This window comes from Cupriavidus lacunae, from assembly GCF_003353055.1.
Classification (GTDB): domain Bacteria; phylum Pseudomonadota; class Gammaproteobacteria; order Burkholderiales; family Burkholderiaceae; genus Cupriavidus; species Cupriavidus lacunae.
Genome location: NZ_QKWJ01000020.1, coordinates 18,604 through 32,439 on the forward strand (window position 1 = coordinate 18,604; position 13,836 = coordinate 32,439).

12 protein-coding genes are annotated in these 13,836 nt (G+C 68.0%); 9 read left to right on the forward strand and 3 right to left on the reverse strand.

Annotation, left to right across the window (positions count from 1 at the left end):
• Positions 1–45 precede the first annotated feature (45 nt).
• The gene (gene dsbD / locus DN412_RS17400; RefSeq protein ID WP_115212749.1) at positions 46–1,953 is read left to right on the forward strand and encodes a protein-disulfide reductase DsbD; all 1,908 of its coding nucleotides are present in this window, start codon (positions 46–48) and stop codon (positions 1,951–1,953) included.
• 18 nt (positions 1,954–1,971) lie between these two features.
• Here dsbD and DN412_RS17405 read toward each other — a convergent pair whose 3' ends face one another.
• The 3 genes from DN412_RS17405 to yihA form a co-directional block, all read right to left on the reverse strand.
• On the reverse strand, positions 1,972–3,186 hold the full coding sequence (locus DN412_RS17405) for a magnesium transporter CorA family protein (RefSeq protein WP_115212750.1): 1,215 nt from the start codon (positions 3,184–3,186) through the stop codon (positions 1,972–1,974).
• 22 nt (positions 3,187–3,208) lie between these two features.
• Positions 3,209–4,201: a porphobilinogen synthase gene (hemB, locus tag DN412_RS17410; protein WP_115212751.1), complete on the reverse strand. Its 993-nt coding sequence runs from the start codon at positions 4,199–4,201 to the stop codon at positions 3,209–3,211.
• Positions 4,202–4,453: 252 nt separating this feature from the next.
• Positions 4,454–5,155, reverse strand: coding sequence for a ribosome biogenesis GTP-binding protein YihA/YsxC (gene yihA, locus DN412_RS17415; protein WP_115212752.1), 702 nt, complete (start codon positions 5,153–5,155; stop codon positions 4,454–4,456).
• Between the two features lie 503 nt (positions 5,156–5,658).
• Here yihA and DN412_RS17420 point away from each other — a divergent pair.
• The 8 genes from DN412_RS17420 to msrQ all read left to right on the forward strand — a co-directional run bounded on the left by DN412_RS17420 (position 5,659) and on the right by msrQ (position 13,818).
• Positions 5,659–6,318 carry a c-type cytochrome gene (locus tag DN412_RS17420; RefSeq protein ID WP_078198143.1) on the forward strand — a complete coding sequence of 220 codons (660 nt, stop codon included), beginning with the start codon at positions 5,659–5,661 and terminating at the stop codon, positions 6,316–6,318.
• A gap of 193 nt (positions 6,319–6,511) precedes the next feature.
• A complete protein-coding gene (locus DN412_RS17425) occupies positions 6,512–8,716 on the forward strand; it encodes a cytochrome c biogenesis protein ResB (protein WP_115212753.1) in 2,205 nt (734 codons plus the stop codon).
• 49 nt (positions 8,717–8,765) lie between these two features.
• Entirely contained in the window at positions 8,766–9,935 is a 1,170-nt protein-coding gene (gene ccsB, locus DN412_RS17430; protein ID WP_208647615.1) for a c-type cytochrome biogenesis protein CcsB, read from the forward strand.
• A 147-nt stretch (positions 9,936–10,082) separates the two neighbouring features.
• Positions 10,083–10,514 carry a COG4315 family predicted lipoprotein gene (locus DN412_RS17435; protein ID WP_115212822.1) on the forward strand — a complete coding sequence of 144 codons (432 nt, stop codon included), beginning with the start codon at positions 10,083–10,085 and terminating at the stop codon, positions 10,512–10,514.
• A 29-nt stretch (positions 10,515–10,543) separates the two neighbouring features.
• A complete protein-coding gene (locus DN412_RS17440) occupies positions 10,544–11,080 on the forward strand; it encodes an RNA polymerase sigma factor (protein WP_115212755.1) in 537 nt (178 codons plus the stop codon).
• Positions 11,077–11,916 carry an anti-sigma factor family protein gene (locus tag DN412_RS17445; protein ID WP_115212756.1) on the forward strand — a complete coding sequence of 280 codons (840 nt, stop codon included), beginning with the start codon at positions 11,077–11,079 and terminating at the stop codon, positions 11,914–11,916. The genes DN412_RS17440 and DN412_RS17445 overlap by 4 nt, the downstream gene beginning before the upstream one ends.
• A gap of 193 nt (positions 11,917–12,109) precedes the next feature.
• Complete coding sequence (gene msrP / locus DN412_RS17450) at positions 12,110–13,111, forward strand: protein-methionine-sulfoxide reductase catalytic subunit MsrP (protein WP_115212757.1); 1,002 nt, start codon at positions 12,110–12,112, stop codon at positions 13,109–13,111.
• The gene (gene msrQ, locus DN412_RS17455; RefSeq protein ID WP_115212758.1) at positions 13,111–13,818 is read left to right on the forward strand and encodes a protein-methionine-sulfoxide reductase heme-binding subunit MsrQ; all 708 of its coding nucleotides are present in this window, start codon (positions 13,111–13,113) and stop codon (positions 13,816–13,818) included. The genes msrP and msrQ overlap by 1 nt, the downstream gene beginning before the upstream one ends.
• Positions 13,819–13,836 lie beyond the last annotated feature (18 nt).

Sequence of the window (13,836 nt, forward strand, 5' to 3'; positions counted from 1 at the left end):
AGGTACGGCGGCACCCCCAATTCAAGACAGACAGGAATCAGCTTCATGAACATCGGTTTGGCACTTCTGGAGCGCGCGCGCGGGCAGGTTTGGGCGCGGCATATTGCCGCAGCGCTGCTGGCGGCACTGGCCTGGCTGTGCCTGGCGGGCGGCGCGCATGCCGCCACCGAGGACGACTTCCTGCCGCCGGAGCAGGCCTACCGCTTTGCCGCCAGCCAGCTCGACGACAAGACCATCGAGGTGCGCTTCGAGGTCGCCCCCGGTTACTACATGTACCGCGAGCGCTTCCACTTTGCCGCACAGCCCGCTGACGTGAAGCTGGGCATGCCGGTCTATCCGCACGGCAAGGTCAAGTTCGACGAGACCTTCGGCAAGGAGATGGAGACCTACCGCGACAGCGTGGTCATCCGTGTGCCGGTCGAGGCGGCGCCGGCCGACGGCAAGTGGTCGCTGACGGTCACTTCGCAAGGCTGCGCCGACAAGGGCCTGTGCTATCCGCCGATGGAGAGCGTGTACAAGGTCGGCGGCGGCGGCCTGGCCGACCTGTTTGGCAAGCGCGCTCGCTCGGATGCGCCCGCGGCGGCGCCGGCGCCGGTGCCGGCCACGCCTGCCCCGGCGGCGGTGCTGCGCGCCGACGACAGCGACCGCATCGCCGGCGCGCTGGCCAGCCGCAACCTGGGCCTGATCGCCGCGCTGTTCTTCGGCCTGGGCCTGCTGCTGACCTTCACGCCCTGCGTGCTGCCGATGGTGCCGATCCTGTCGTCGATCGTGGTGGGCGAGCACGTCACCCGCGGCCGCGCGCTGGTGGTGTCGCTGGCCTATGTGGCGGGCATGGCGGTGGTGTACACCGCGGTCGGGGTGGCCGCGGGGCTGCTGGGCGAGGGCCTGTCGGCCGCGTTGCAGACGCCGTGGGTGCTGGGCGCGTTCGCGGCGCTGATGGTGGCGCTGGCGCTGTCGATGTTCGGGCTGTACGAGCTGCAGCTGCCGCAGCGCTGGCAGACCCGCCTGACCGAGTCGTCCAACCGCCGCCAGGGCGGCCAGGTGGCGGGCGCGGCGGCGATGGGCGCGATCTCGGCGCTGATCGTCGGGCCTTGCGTCACGGCGCCGCTGGCCGGTGCGCTGGCCTATATCGCGCAGTCCCGCGATGCCGTGACCGGCGGCGCGGCGCTGTTCGCGATGGCGCTCGGCATGGGCGTGCCGCTGGTGCTGGTGGGCGTGGGCGCGGGCAACCTGCTGCCGCGCGCCGGGCGCTGGATGGAGGTCACCAAGCGCTTCTTCGGCTTCCTGCTGCTGGGCGTGGCGCTGTGGATGCTGGCGCCGGTGCTGCCGGCCTGGGCCACGATGCTGGCGCTGGCGGCGCTGCTGCTGGTAGCGGCGGTGTTCCTGGGCGCCTTCGACGGGCTGGGCCCCGATCCGCGCAACCTGGCGCGTGTCGGCAAGGGCATGGGCGTGCTGTTTGCGATCGCCGCGGCGATCGTGCTGATCGGCGTGGCCTCGGGCGGGCGTGATCCGCTGCAGCCGCTGTCGCACCTGAGCGTGGCACGCACCGGTGGCGAAGCGGCGGGTGGGGCGCAGGCGTTGCGCTTCGAGCGCGTGCGCAGCGTGGCGGAGCTCGATGCCCGCGTGGCGCAGGCCGAGGCCGCGGGCAAGCCCGTGCTGCTGGATTTCTATGCCGACTGGTGCGTCAGCTGCAAGGAGATGGAGCACATGACCTTCGTCGATCCGCGCGTGCGCGCGCGGCTGTCGGAGATCGTGCTGCTGCAGGCGGACGTGACCGCCAACAATGCCGACGACAAGGTGCTGCTCAAGCGCTTCGGCCTGTTCGGGCCGCCCGGCATCATCCTGTTCGGTGCCGACGGGCGCGAGCGCCCGGTGCGCGTGATCGGCTACCAGTCCGCCAATCGCTTCCTGGAAAGCCTGGAGCGTGCTTTCGGCACGCGCACGCGCACCTGAGGCGTACCCAGTCCTGCGCTAGCGCTCCAGCTGCCGCGCCAGCCCCCATAGCGCCGCCAATACCACCACCACGGCACCCATCAGGCCGATCGACCACCAGAACCCCTGCGGCTCGCGCAGCCAGGGCATGCGGTCGAAGTTCATGCCGAACACGCCGGTGATCAGCGTCAGCGGCATGAACAGCGCCGTGATCAGCGTCAGGGCGCGCATGGTGCGGTTGGTCCGGTGCGCCACTGCCGAGAAGTGGATCTGCACCGCCGACTCGATCGAATCCTCCAGCCGGCGCGCATGCGCCAGCACGCGCTGGATATGCTCCATCACATCGTTGATGCGCACCAGCAGCACCTCGTCGCGGCCCGGTGCATCGGCCGGGCCGCCGGGCTGGTCGTTGCTGTAGCGGTTGTCGAGCAGGCTGTCGCGGAACTCCTGCAGCGCGTCGCGTTGTTCCTCGCTCAGGTGTTCCAGCTTGCGCAGCTGGATGCGTGCATCCAGCAGGCCCTCCCAGCTTGAGAAGCTGCGGCGCGAATTGAGCAGCGCGCGCTGCCAGCGGTCGAGCTGGCGCGTCAGCGGCGCACGCAGTTCCAGGTAGCGGTCGACCATGGCATTGAGCAGGCGCAGCATCAGGTCCTCGGGCCGGCTTGGCGGGCGCACGCCGTGCAGCAGCGGCTGGCTGTTGCCGCGCGTGGGCGTGGCCTGCGGGCGCGGCGCCTGGCACAGCTCCAGCAGGCGCTGGCGTACCTGGTCGACCGTGCGCGACTGGCCGGAGCGCACCGTGACCAGCACGGTATCGAAGACGAAGAACGTGACCGGCTGGGTGTCGATCTTGGCCAGCGCCGGCAGGAAGCCGGGGGGATGGCGCTTGGGTCGGGCAGCGGTGTCGGCAGCAGGTGCTTTCACCGTGCCTGCCGTGGCCTCCTGCGGCTCGGCCTCGGCGATGGCGCGGCTGGTCTCGAAGGCCAGCTTGCGGAAAATCACCATGTCGTACGCATTGGTCGTATCGAAATACGACGGATGCGTAGCATTGGTGGCGTCGGTCAGGTGCAGGTCCAGGATCGGCGCGCCGGCAAGCTGGCGCACGCTCTCGCGCCAGGCATCCGGCGCGGCGGTGACTTCCTCGGTGGAAAAGTCCGCCCAGACGAAGAGCGCGGCGGCATTGCCGCTGAGGAAGCTGCCCGCCTCGGTGAGTGAGGCGAGCGGGTGTACCTGGCTGGCCGAGAAGCCGAGCAGTTCCATAGGCGCTCTGTCCGTTGGCCGCTCAGGCCGTCAGCAGCCGCGCGGCGTCGCGCGCGAAATAGGTCAGGATGCCGTCGGCGCCGGCGCGGCGGAAGGCCAGCAGCGATTCCATCATCACCTTGTCGTGGTCCAGCCAGCCGTTCTGCGCGGCGGCCTTGAGCATCGCGTACTCGCCGCTGACCTGGTAGACGTAGGTCGGGAAGCGGAACTCGTCCTTGACGCGGCGCACGATGTCCAGGTACGGCATGCCGGGCTTGACCATCACCATGTCGGCACCCTCCAGGATGTCCTGCGCCACTTCGCGCAGGGCCTCGTCGGTATTGGCCGGGTCCATCTGGTAGGTCATCTTGTTGCCCTTGCCCAGGTTGGCGGCCGAGCCCACCGCGTCGCGGAACGGGCCGTAGAACGCCGACGCATACTTGGCCGAGTACGCCATGATGCGAGTATGGATATGCCCGTTGTCTTCCAGCGCGGTGCGCACCGCGCCGATGCGGCCATCCATCATGTCGGACGGGGCGACGATGTCGACGCCGGCTTCGGCCTGTGCCAGTGCCTGGCGCACCAGGATTTCCACCGTCACATCGTTGATGACGTAGCCGTTGTCGTCGAGCACGCCGTCCTGGCCGTGGCTGGTGTAGGGGTCGAGCGCCACGTCGCACAGCACGCCAAGCTCGGGGAAGCGATCCTTGAGCGCGCGCACGGCGCGCGGCACCAGGCCTTCGGGATTGATGGCCTCGATGCCGTCCGGCGTCTTCAGCGACGGGTCGATCACCGGGAACAGCGCGAGCACGGGGATGCCCAGCCTGACGCAGTCTTCGGCCACCGGCATCAGCAGGTCGACCGACACGCGCTCGACGCCCGGCATCGACGCCACCGCCTGGCGCTGGTTCTGGCCGTCGAGGATGAAGACGGGGTAGATCAGGTTGTCCGGGGACAGGCGATGCTCGCGCATCATGCGGCGGGAGAAATCATCGCGGCGCATGCGGCGCGGGCGGTATTCGGGGAAGGTGGACATGGCGGGCTTCTTGATTGAAGTGCTGGACAGGAAAGCGGGCCGGCAAGCACGGCGCGCAGCGTCATGCGGCTGGCCGAAGAAAAACTAAACTTTTGAGCGTGCCCGCTATCATACTCGCGGACACTTTGCGTTGCGCCCTGCGTGGCGCGGTGTCCCCCGCTACTCCTCCCTGAGCGGGTACCCGCCCCAGCGGCGGGAAAGTTTGTCCCCGTTGCTTGCAACGGGGCTTTTTTTTGCGCGCTGGGCGCAGGCCTATGCAGCCGGATCGGCCGCGGGCGGCTCCGCTTTTTCAGGGGCGGCCTTCGGTTCGGCCTTCTGCGCTTCCGGCAGGTTCAGCCAGCCGGCGATGACGCCCTGCGCCTCTTCGATGCCGCGGCGCTTCAGGCTGGAGAATAGCTGTGCCGTCATCGGTACCGGCGTTTCCATCTGCTCGGCGTAGCCCTGCAGCATCTTGCGGGTCTCGCGCAGTGCCTTGGCGTTGTCGCTGTTGGTGAGCTTGTCGGCCTTGGTCAGCAGCACGTGGATGGGCCGGCCCGTGGGCAGGAACCACTCCACCATCTGGCAATCGAGATCCGTGAACGGGCGGCGCGCATCCATCATCAGGATCAGGCCGGAAAGTTGCTGGCGCGTCTGCACATAGTCGCTCAGCAGGCCCTGCCAGTGGTACTTGGCCGAGCCCGAGACCTCGGCATAGCCGTAGCCGGGCAGGTCGACCAGGAAGGCGAGCGGGTCGGGCGCCTTGACCGGCGCCACCGAGAAATAGTTGATGTGCTGCGTGCGCCCGGGGGTGCGCGACGAGAACGCCAGCCGCTTCTGGTTGCACAGGATGTTGATGGCCGTGGACTTGCCGGCGTTGGAGCGGCCGGCGAATGCCACCTCCGGCACGGCCGTGGCGGGCAGGTCGCGCAGGTGGTTCACGGTGATTAAGAAGCGGGCCTGGTGAAGAAGGGACATGCGCTAGAGCGGTGGGGCGGGCCGCGGGGGCAGCGCGCAGTGCGCGTGCCGGGGCCGGGGTCTCGCCAGGGTGGGATGGCTGGCGGCATGGGCCGCCCGCCGGGGTTGACCTGGCGCAGCCCGAAGGGGCATGACAAGGCGCAAGGCATCAATCCGGCACATAACTTATTGTACAATACGCCGGTTTACGGTCTCCTGAACGGGTGACGCGTGGCATCCATGGCCGCGTGCCTCGGCTGCCGTCGTCCGGGCGGGAAGCCTAGTGTGTCGTTCCATCGTGGGCAAGGCCTTGCCCCGCATTGCGTGTTGCACCGGAGGGTGCGGCAGCAGCAGCGGGAGCGGGCTGGCGGGGTCTGCCGCCACGGCCAGTGTCATGCGGATCGGTCAGCCGCACGCGGGTCGCCACGATACCAGCCTTTTGCACCGGCGCGTCCTCACCGCCGGCAAAGCGCCGGGCCGGCACGCATCACGGTATCCAAAAACAATTCAGAGAAGGTGTGCGAATGAACCGCATTGCGAAGATTCTGGGTGTCCTGGCTCTGGCCGTTCCTGCCGCCGCCCTTTCCGGACTGGCATCTGCCGCAGAGCAGGCCGCCGCAAAGGCTGACCCGGCCAAGGGTGAAACGCTGTACACGCAAGGTGCCCCCGATCGCAATGTGCCCGCCTGCCTGAGCTGCCATGGCGCCGCCGGCAACAGTGCCGCCGCCGCCAACCCGAAGCTGGCCGCGCAGCATCCTGAATACGTCCACAAGCAGCTGGCCGACTTCAAGGCCAAGGCACGCAACAACGCGATCATGATGCCGATGGCGTCAGTGCTGACCGACGAGGAAATGCGCAACGTCGGCGCCTACCTGGCCAAGCAGTCGCTCAAGCCGGCCACCGCCAAGAACAAGGACACCATCGAAGCCGGCCAGAAGATCTACCGCGGCGGCATCGCGGCCAAGGGCGTGCCGGCCTGCGCCGCCTGCCACGGTCCGACCGGCGCCGGCATCCCGGCCCAGTACCCGCGTATCGGCGGGCAGTGGGCGGACTATACCGAGGCACAACTGGTGGCATTCCGCCAGGGCACCCGCAAGAACAACCCGGTCATGACGACCATCGCCGCCAAGATGTCGGATGCCGAGATCAAGGCGGTGGCGGATTACGTCGCCGGGGTTCGCTGACGATCCGGGATTCCGCGACACCGCTGGCGCCGTCAGGCGCCGGCGCATCGGTTAGGCGGCCTCCGCCCCAGCGGGCGTGCCGCGGCATGCAACCGAACGCGCTTGTCACAATCGAAAAGGGTGGCCTGCTTGCCAAAGCATGTCCACCCTTTATTCATTTCTAAGCCGCACGTTGTTTTAGGTTTCACTGCACATGTCGACCGCTTCCACTTCAGGGCTGCACCTGAAGACCTCTCACCGCGTGCTGCGCGACGCGGTCGAATTGTTGTCCTCGATGCGCTTCGCGATTACGCTGCTGACGGTGATCTCCATCGCCAGCGTGATCGGCACCGTGCTCAAGCAGAACGAGCCGTATCCCAACTACGTCAACCAGTTCGGGCCGTTCTGGGCCGATGTGTTCCACACGCTGTCGCTGCAGAAGGTCTACGGTTCCTGGTGGTTCCTGCTGATCCTGGCCTTCCTGGTGGTGTCGACCAGCCTGTGCCTGGTGCGCAACGCGCCCAAGATGGTGGCGGACATGCGCTCGTGGAAGGACCATGTGCGCGAACGCAGCCTGCGCGCCTTCCATCACCGCGGGGAGTTCGACGGCGCGCGCCCGCGTACCGAGGCGGTGAGCCGCCTGTCGGCGCTGCTGCGCAACCGCGGCTACCGGCTCAAGGCGGTCGAGCATGAGGGCGCCACGCTGCTGGCCGCCAAGGCCGGCGCTGCCAACAAGGCCGGCTATATCCTGGCGCACACCGCCATCGTGGTGATCTGCATCGGCGGCCTGCTCGACGGCGACCTGCTGATCCGCGCGCAGATGTGGCTGGGCGGCAAGACCCCGATCAGCGGCAACGCGGTCATCAGCGAAATCCCGCCGCAGCACCGGCTGTCGACGAGCAACCCGGGCTTCCGCGGTAACGCCTACGTGCCCGAGGGCTCCACCGTCTCCACCGCCATCCTGAATATCTCGGACGGCGCGCTGGTGCAGGACCTGCCGTTCGCGATCACGCTCAAGAAGTTCAAGGTCGATTTCTACGAGACCGGCATGCCCAAGCTGTTTGCCTCGGATGTGATCGTGACCGATCGCGCCACCGGCAAGCAGACCGAGGCCACCATCAAGGTGAACGAGCCACTGATCGTCGACGGCATCGCCATCTACCAGTCCAGCTTCGAGGACGGGGGCTCGCGCCTGAAGTTCGTCGGCTACCCGATGCAGGGCAGCGGCCACGGCACCTTCACCATCGACGGCGCGGTGGGCGGCAACAAGCCGCTGGCGGACACCGGCACCAGCGCGGACGGCGAAGGCCTGACGGTCGAGTTCAGCGACTTCCGGCTGATGAATATCGAGAACGTCACCGATGCCTCGGGCAAGCCCGATGCACGCGGCGTGGCGCGCAAGTCCTTCAACGAGACGCTGGAAAAGCACCTCGGCGCCGCTGCCAGCACCGATCGCGCCAAGACGCTGCGCAACGTCGGTCCGTCGGTGCAGTACAAGCTGCGCGACCGCACCGGCCAGGCGCGCGAGTACAACAACTACATGGTCCCGGTGCAGATGGATGGCCAGTCGGTGTTCCTGGCCGGCATGCGCGAGTCGCCCAGCGAGCCGTTCCGCTACCTGCGCATTCCCGCCGACGACCAGGGCAGCGTGGCCGACTGGATGCGCCTGCGCGCCGCGCTGCAGGACCGCACCCTGCGCGGCGAGGCCGCGCGCCGCTTTGCGCTGGCATCGATGCCCGGCGATGACAAGGCCGACCTGCGCCGCCAGCTGGCGGAAAGCTCGCTGCGCGCGCTCGACCTGTTCGCCGGCGCCACGCGGCCCACGCCGAATTCTCCGCCGGGCGGCTTCACCGCGATCGCGGCCTTCCTGGAAAAGTCCGTGCCCCCTGCCGAGCAGCAGAAGGCGGCCGACGTGCTGCTGAAGATCCTGAACGGCTCGATGTGGGAGCTGTGGCAACTGGCGCGCGCGCAGGACAAGCTGCCGGTGGTGGCCAACAGTGCGCAGAGCGGCACCTTCCTGCAGCAAGCCATCAACGCGCTGTCGGATAGTTTCTTCTACGGCGCGCCGGTGTTCCTGCAGCTCGACGACTTCAAGGAAATCAAGGCCAGTGTGTTCCAGCTGACCCGTGCGCCGGGCAAGAACATCGTGTATCTTGGCTGTCTGCTGCTGGTGCTGGGCGTGTTCTCGATGTTCTATATCCGCGAGCGCCGGGTCTGGATCTGGGTGAAAGACAAGCCCGTCGAGGGCGACACCGGTCCAGGCAGCCATGTGCTGATGGCGATGTCGACCCAGCGTCGCACCATGGATTTCGAAAAGGAATTCACGGCGCTGCGCGACGATATCGGCCGCGCCGCAGGGGGCCGCGCCGAAGTGCCCGAATCCTCCGGTTCCTCCGGTCCCGCCGGCACCACACACTGAATTGAGCAGGTACGCTATGTCCTCAAATGTGAACCAGGCCAACCCCGCCATGCGCGGCACCACGCGCGCCAACACCGGTGCCGCTGACGAGGCCTATCTCGAACCCTCCTTCCTGCGCCGCCTGACCTGGCTGGACTGGCTGTTCGCACTGGCGCTGGCCGTCGGCGCGGGCGTGGCGCTGTCGCAATACGGGCAGTGGATGAACGGCTACGACAAGGCTGTGCTGATCGCTGCCGTGCCCACCTTTGCCCTGCTTGGCTGGCACTGGAAGTCGGTGCGCCTCCTGATGCCGGCGCTGGCGATGCTGTCGCTGTTCGCGATCCAGCTTTACCACGGGCAACTGGCGCGCGCGGACCAGGCCTTCTTCCTCAAGTATTTCCTGTCGAGCCAGTCGGCCATCCTGTGGATGAGCGCGCTGGTGTTCCTGTCCACGCTGTTCTACGGGGTCGGGCTGGCAACGCGCTCGGGCACGGGCTACAGCATCGGCAGCAAGCTGTGCTGGGCCGCAGTGGTGCTGGGCTTCACCGGCCTGCTGGTGCGCTGGTACGAGTCGTACCTGATCGGGACCGACATCGGCCATATCCCCATCTCGAACCTGTATGAAGTGTTCGTGCTGTTCACGCTGATCACTTCGCTGTTCTACCTGTACTACGAAGGCCGCTACGCCACGCGCGCGCTGGGCCCGTTCGTGATGCTGGTGGTGTCGGCCGCGGTGGGCTTCCTGCTGTGGTACACGGTCAGCCGCAATGCGCAGGAGATCCAGCCGCTGGTGCCGGCGCTGCAAAGCTGGTGGATGAAGATCCACGTGCCGGCCAACTTTATCGGCTACGGTACTTTCGCGCTGGCGGCGATGGTGTCGGTGGCCTACCTGCTCAAGCAGCACGGCATCCTGGCCGAGCGCCTGCCGTCGCTGGAGCTGCTCGACGACGTGATGTACAAGGCGATCGCGGTCGGCTTCGCCTTCTTCACCATTGCCACCATCCTGGGCGCGCTGTGGGCGGCCGAGGCCTGGGGCGGCTACTGGAGCTGGGACCCCAAGGAAACCTGGGCGCTGATCGTCTGGCTGAACTACGCGGCCTGGCTGCATATGCGCCTGATGAAGGGCCTGCGTGGCACGGTGGCGGCGTGGTGGGCGCTGGTCGGCCTGCTGGTGACGACCTTCGCGTTCCTGGGCGTCAACATGTTCCTGTCGGGCCTGCACAGCTACGGCGAACTCTGACTGTCCCTATGCTGCGATGCAAAAAACCTGCCTTCGGGCAGGTTTTTTTATCTTTTTTGCAACGTGATGGAATATAGGCATCACATTCGGTGTTTACTGGAGGAGCGGTGCCGGCTGGCGGCACCGGTTCGCATGGAGAAAAAGATCATGGCACGTCTGCGTCCTACCACTGCTGCATCCCTCGTTCGTCCCGCCGCGCTTGCGCTCGGCTGTGCGGCGGTCCTGCTCGCCGGCTGCGCCGGCATGAGCGGCGGCACTGCCGGCAACATGCCGCCCACGGTGAAGGTGGCCGATGGCGTGCTGACCGATCCGCAGGGCCTGACGCTGTACACCTTCGACCGCGACACCGCCGGCAGCGGCAAGAGCGCCTGCAACGGCCCCTGCGCCACCAACTGGCCGCCGCTGATGGCCGCGCCGGGCACCAGTGCCTCGGGCCAGTACACCATCATCACCCGTGAAGACGGCGGCAAGCAGTGGGCGTACCGCGGCATGCCGCTGTACCGCTTCTCCAAGGACGCCAAGGCGGGCGACCGTGGCGGCGACAACATCAACAACGTCTGGCACGCCGCCAAGCCCTGACGCGCCCATAGCACCACTGCGGCCACGGCATGGAAGGGTTTGACGGCCAGCTCGTCGCACTGGCGCCGCGGCTGCGGCGCCATGCGCGCGGCCTCACCGGCGACGCGGCACTGGCCGACGACCTGGTGCAGGACACGCTCGAGCGCGCGCTGCGCTACCGCTGGCGCTTCCGCCTGCGCCCCGGCGCGTGGTGGGGCGATGGCGCCGATGGCCTGCTGCCGTGGCTGCTGACGGTGATGCACCGCCTGCGCCTGAATACCCTGCGCAGGAAGGAACTGGTGGTCACCACCGATACGCTGCCCGAGGTCAGCGGCCCCGCCGATGACCCGGGCCTGCGCCGCGACCTGGTGCAGGCGCTGGCGCAGTTGCCCGAGCCGCAGCGCGCGGTGTTGCTGCTGGTCAGCCTGGAACAACTGACCTATGCCGAGGCCGCGCGCGTGCTCGATATTCCGCAAGGCACCGTGATGTCGCGCCTGGCGCGGGCGCGCGAACAGATGCGGCGCCTGCTCGATGGCGCCGCCGTGGCCCGGCCAGCCGCCGCCAATCCCCTGCAGCGGGTGAAATGATGTCCGCCATCCACGAAGCCGATCTCCACGCCTACGCCGACGGCCAGCTGTCTGGCGCGCGCCGCGCGGCCGTGGAGGCCTACCTGGCGCAGCACCCGGACGCGGCGGCGCAGGTCGCAGCCTGGCGCCGGCAAGCCGATGCCCTGCACGGCATGCTGGATCCCGTACTGAACGAACCGGTGCCGCTTGTGGCGCTGCCGCCCGGGCTGCACGGCGACGGCAGGCGCAATGCCGCGCGGCCCAGGCCGCGCTGGGCCATGGCATTGGCGGCCACCTGCGCATCGGTCGCGCTGCTGGCCGTGGGCGGCGCGCTTGGCTGGCTGGCGCATGGCCGGCTTGGCAGCAGCACGCTGGTGCTGGCCCCGGGCGAGCGCTTTGCGCGCGAGGCGCTGGCCACGCACGCGGTCTACGCCCCGGAGATGCGCCACCCGGTGGAAGTCGCGGCGACCGAAGAGGCCCACCTGATCGCCTGGCTGTCCAAGCGCCTGGGCACGGCACTGCAGGTGCCGGACCTGCGCCCGCAGGGCTTTCACCTGATCGGCGGCAGGCTGGGCGTGGCCGAAGGCGGTCCGTCGGCCATCCTGATGTATGAAGCGGACGACGGCACGCGCCTGTCGCTGCAGCTGCGGCGCATGGCGCAGGGCACGCCCGATACGGGCTTCCGCGTCGAGCGCATGTCGGGTGAGGGCGCCAGGCGGCCAGCGCCGGGCCGCGACCCGATGATGGCCTTCTACTGGATCGACCGCGACCTGGGCTTTGCGCTGGCGGGGCCGCTGGAACGCGCGCGGCTGCTGACGCTGGCGCAGGTGGTGTACCAGCAATACCAAGGCGGATAGCCGGGCGGATAAGCGTCCGCACGCAGCGCTTGCCGCACATGGCACGCGCTTGGCGGGTCATGAGCTGCGTCGTTTCGATGCATCCACAAAAAACTGTCAGGACTGGCCCGCACGCCGCGACCAAGCCCCGAGTCCAATCCTGCAAGCGTGCAGGCGCAACCGGCGCCGGCACGGCCAGGCAACAAGGAAAACCATGCTGATTCCTTCCCCCAAATGGCTGCGCGGCGGCGATATCGCCGCCGGCGAGGTCACGCCCCGTCACGTCTTCGAAGGCCGCCGCCGCGTGCTGGCATTGGCCGCCGCGGGGGCGGCGGGCAGCGCGCTGTCGCCGTGGTTTGCGCGCCAGGCGTTGGCGCAGGGCCAGCACGGCGCGAAGCTGGCCGCCACGCCCAACAATGCCTATGTCGTCACCGAGAAGCGCACGCCCTACGAGGACGTGACTTCCTACAACAACTTCTACGAGTTCGGCACCGACAAGTCCGACCCGGCGCGCAACGCCGGCACGCTGCGTCCGCGTCCGTGGCAGGTGGCGGTGGAAGGGCTGGTGAAGAAGCCCAGGGTCTATGACCTGGACGAGCTGCTGAAACTGGCGCCGATGGAAGAGCGCATCTATCGCCTGCGCTGCGTGGAGGGCTGGTCGATGGTGATCCCGTGGATCGGCTATCCGCTGGCTGAACTGATCCGCCGCGTCGAGCCGCAGCCCGGCGCGAAGTACGTCCAGTTCATCACGCTGGCCGACAAGAAGCAGATGCCCGGCGTCAGCAGCGGCGTGCTCGACTGGCCGTACAGCGAGGGCCTGCGCATGGATGAGGCCATGCACCCGCTGGCGCTGCTGACCTTCGGCCTGTACGGCGAGGTCCTGCCCAACCAGAACGGCGCGCCGGTGCGCATGGTGCTGCCGTGGAAGTACGGCTTCAAGAGCGCCAAGTCGATCGTGAAGATTCGCTTTGTCGACAAGCAGCCGCCCACCAGCTGGAACCTGGCCGCGCCGCAGGAGTACGGCTTCTATTCGAACGTGAACCCGGATGTGGACCACCCGCGCTGGAGCCAGGCCACCGAGCGCCGCATCGGCGAGGAGCGCGGCAGCGGCTTTGGCGCGCTGTTCGCGCCCAAGCGCAAGACCCTGCCGTTCAATGGCTATGGCCAGCAGGTGGCGTCGCTGTACCAGGGCATGGACCTGAAGAAGTTCTTCTGATGCAAGGCGAGCGCATGGCTACCTCTACCACCAGCGCCGCCGCCGCGGTGCGCAAGCCGGCCGGCCTGACCACGCTGTCGCCGCAGCGCGTGCGCGCGCTCAAGATCGCGCTCTGGCTGCTGGCGCTGCTGCCATTCATGCGGCTGCTGTACCTGGGCGCCACCGAACAGTTCGGCGCCAACCCGCTTGAGTTCGTCACGCGCTCCACCGGCACCTGGACGCTGGTGATGCTGTGCCTGACGCTGACCATCACCCCGCTGCGCCGCCTCACCGGCTGGAACTGGCTGATCAAGCTGCGGCGCATGGTGGGCCTGTTCGCCTTCTTCTACGGCGTGCAGCACTTTTTGCTGTGGATTGGCGTGGACCGCGGGTTTGACTTCGCCTACATGATCAAGGACGTGTACAAGCGGCCCTTTATCACGGTGGGTTTCACCGCCTTCATGCTGATGATCCCGCTGGCGCTGACCTCGACCAATGGCATGGTGCGCCGCCTGGGCGGCAAGCGCTGGCAGGCGCTGCACAAGCTGGTCTACGCCATCGCCGTGCTGGCGATCCTGCACTACTGGTGGCACAAGGCGGGCAAGAACGACTTCAGCGAAGTGTCGATCTATGCGGCGGTGGTGTTCGTGCTGCTGGGGAGGCGGCTGTGGTGGCGGCTGCGCCAGCCCGCCATGGGGGCGCGCCAGCCCGCTGCGCAGGACGCATAGGCGGGCCGGGCTGTGGGA

Bases quoted from the DNA above. Each gene is read 5' to 3' on its own strand.
- DN412_RS17435 (WP_115212822.1), top strand. From the start codon at position 10,083: ATGGCACGTCTGCGTCCTACCACTGCTGCATCCCTCGTTCGTCCCGCC.
- DN412_RS17425 (WP_115212753.1), top strand. From the start codon at position 6,512: ATGTCGACCGCTTCCACTTCAGGGCTGCACCTGAAGACCTCTCACCGC.
- msrQ (WP_115212758.1), top strand. From the start codon at position 13,111: ATGCAAGGCGAGCGCATGGCTACCTCTACCACCAGCGCCGCCGCCGCG.
- msrP (WP_115212757.1), top strand. From the start codon at position 12,110: ATGCTGATTCCTTCCCCCAAATGGCTGCGCGGCGGCGATATCGCCGCC.
- dsbD (WP_115212749.1), top strand. From the start codon at position 46: ATGAACATCGGTTTGGCACTTCTGGAGCGCGCGCGCGGGCAGGTTTGG.
- DN412_RS17440 (WP_115212755.1), top strand. From the start codon at position 10,544: ATGGAAGGGTTTGACGGCCAGCTCGTCGCACTGGCGCCGCGGCTGCGG.
- DN412_RS17420 (WP_078198143.1), top strand. From the start codon at position 5,659: ATGAACCGCATTGCGAAGATTCTGGGTGTCCTGGCTCTGGCCGTTCCT.
- hemB (WP_115212751.1), bottom strand. From the start codon at position 4,201: ATGTCCACCTTCCCCGAATACCGCCCGCGCCGCATGCGCCGCGATGAT.
- DN412_RS17445 (WP_115212756.1), top strand. From the start codon at position 11,077: ATGATGTCCGCCATCCACGAAGCCGATCTCCACGCCTACGCCGACGGC.
- yihA (WP_115212752.1), bottom strand. From the start codon at position 5,155: ATGTCCCTTCTTCACCAGGCCCGCTTCTTAATCACCGTGAACCACCTG.
- ccsB (WP_208647615.1), top strand. From the start codon at position 8,766: ATGCGCGGCACCACGCGCGCCAACACCGGTGCCGCTGACGAGGCCTAT.
- DN412_RS17405 (WP_115212750.1), bottom strand. From the start codon at position 3,186: ATGGAACTGCTCGGCTTCTCGGCCAGCCAGGTACACCCGCTCGCCTCA.